The 2,308-nt window shown below is 74.1% G+C and carries 1 protein-coding gene and 1 pseudogene; both read right to left on the bottom strand.

The window, feature by feature from the left end:
• On the bottom strand, nt 1-1,047 hold a 1,047-nt coding region (locus ACWD3D_RS36260), incomplete at its 3' end, for a protein kinase (protein ID WP_451464916.1).
• Between the two features lie 237 nt (nt 1,048-1,284).
• Nucleotides 1,285-2,308 (bottom strand): annotated as a pseudogene (locus ACWD3D_RS36265) (serine/threonine protein kinase); the annotation flags it as partial.

Consider the following 2,308-nt stretch of genomic DNA (forward strand, 5'->3'; position numbering starts at 1 on the left):
CGAGAACATCCGTTCCGAAGGTGTCGGCCACCCACTCGTCGTCATAGATCGTCCTGACGTAGCGGTCTCCCATGTCCGGGCGTGCCCACCGCCCTCCGGCGGCGCGGCGGGCGACGGGTGGTGCGCGCCGGGGTACGCCTGGGCGCCCTTCGCGTACGGGTCGCGGGGCTCGGGCCGCGGCGCGTACTCCGGACGACCGGCGTACGGGTCCCGGTCGGTGTACGGGTCCCGGTCGGTGTACGGGTCCAGCGGCTCGGGCCGCGGCGCGTACGGGGCGGGGGCGGCCGGCAGCGCGGGCGGAAGGGCGGCGGGCAGCGCGGGGGCGTACCCGGCATGGTCCCCGTCGGCGTCGGGCCCGCCCTCGTACCCGCTCTCGCGGCCCTGTTCGTCGCCCCGGCCGTGCTCGTCGCCGTGCTCGTACCGCCGGGGCGGGAGTTCCGGTTCGTCCAGGTCGGGCCGGGGCACGGTGACGTACCCGCAGAGCGCTTCCTCGGCCGCGCCGGCCGCGAGGCCGGTCAGCATCACGCGGCCGTCGTCGCAGACCAGCACCGTCCGCACGGTGATGTTGCGGTGGGTCCAGCCGTGCGCGTGCAGCACCCGCAGGGCGGTGAGCACGTCGGAGCCGATCTCGGCGGCACGGTAGGGGCTGAGGGGGCGTTCGGCCAGCAGCGCGGCGAGGGTGCGCGCGGGAACCAGCTCGCTCACGATCCAGAGCGAGCCCGCCTCGGCGAACACGTCGAAGACCTGGTCCAGTCGCGGGTGGTCCGGGACCTGGGCCGCCGCCTGCGCGGCCTCTATCGCCCGGCGCACCGCCGGGTCCGAAGAGCGGCGTACGGCCCGGCCGGTGGCCCGGCGCACCGGTGACGGCCGGCCGTCACCGTCGAGCACCTCGGCGTCGACGACCTCGGGGAGCGGCACCTGCCGGACCAGGACCTCCTGGCCGCTGTAGGTGTCGAAGGCCCGGGTCTCCAGGAGTTCGTAGGCGTCGTTCGGCGGCAGCGGAAGGCGATAGCGGTCGGCGAGCACCCGACCCGCATAGTCGTCCACGACGCCTCCCCAGAGCGCACGGTCCCCCGGTCACGAGATCCGCTCGGCCCGTCACATCACGGTCATTCGCACACATATGACACGCCGTCACGGCTGCTTACGGTTCTCGGTCTCTTACGATACGTGGCCGGACGCGGCGGTGTGTCCGGGTCGCACAACCCGGGCGGTACGGGCCGGGGGTGCGGCCCCCTCCGGCCGGTGCGGTGACCGCCCGCCGGGGGCGGTCACCGGCGGGCGTCAGTCCTTGGGCGCGAAGGTGGCGAACGCCGTCTCGCGCAACGTGCGGCACTCGTCCTCGTTCCACTCCGCGGCCGGGCAGCTCACCATGATCGAGTAGCCGTGCGTGGAGTCGGCCCGGAAGCCGCGGTTGAGGACGTGCACCCGCTCGCCGTTCTGGGTGCGCTCGAACTCCCAGTCCGCGACGGTCGGGTAGCCGTTGTAGTCGACCTTCTTTATGCCGATGTGCTTGTAGTTGTTGCTCGCGGCGCTCACCCCCGCGACGGCCGCGGTCCACGCGGCGGCGGCGTCCTTGCCGGGAGAGCTGTTGTAGTCGATCTGGACGCGCGGGAAGGCGCCCTTCGACGCGTTGTAGATGCCGCCCGAATTGGAGCCGGCGATGGCGGTGCGCCCGTAGGACCCGGGCATCGCCATGGTGAAGTGGAAGCGGCTGTCGGTGAACGTCTTGTACCCCTGCGGCAGCGCGTCGCCGCCCTTGTCGTCCTCGCCGCCCTTGTCGTCCTTGCCGTCGCCGTCCTCGCCGCTCCCGGTGCCACCGGGCGAAGCGGCGGATCCCGACGGGGTACCGGCCGTGGACGGGCTCGCGGAGCCGTCGGACTTCCCCTGCCCCTCGGTACCGTCCTTGCCGGTGTCCTTGCCCTTCCCGGAGCCGTCGGGCCCGCCGGTCGATCCGGCCGCGCTCGACTGTCCGCCGGTGTCCTTGTCGCCCGTGTCGTCCCCGCCGAGGCTGAGCGCGAGCACGGTGCCGACGATGGCGAGCACCACGACCCCGGCGATGATCGCCAGGGTCCTGCGCGGCACCACGTCGGTGAGCGAGGCGCGGGTGGAGGCGCCGGGGCCGCGCGGCGGCAGTCCGCCGGACGCCGAGGCCGTGGCCGCCCCCTTGCCTACCGGGGTGACCGGGCTGCCCGGGGTTCCGGCGCCGACCGGCTCGGGCGCCCCCTCGGAGAGGTCGTGCTCCAGGGTGTCGAGGACCTCGAAAGCGCCTTCCACCATGTGCTCGCCGCCGGGGCACCGCCCGCCC

The organism is Streptomyces sp. NPDC002690, from assembly GCF_053592415.1.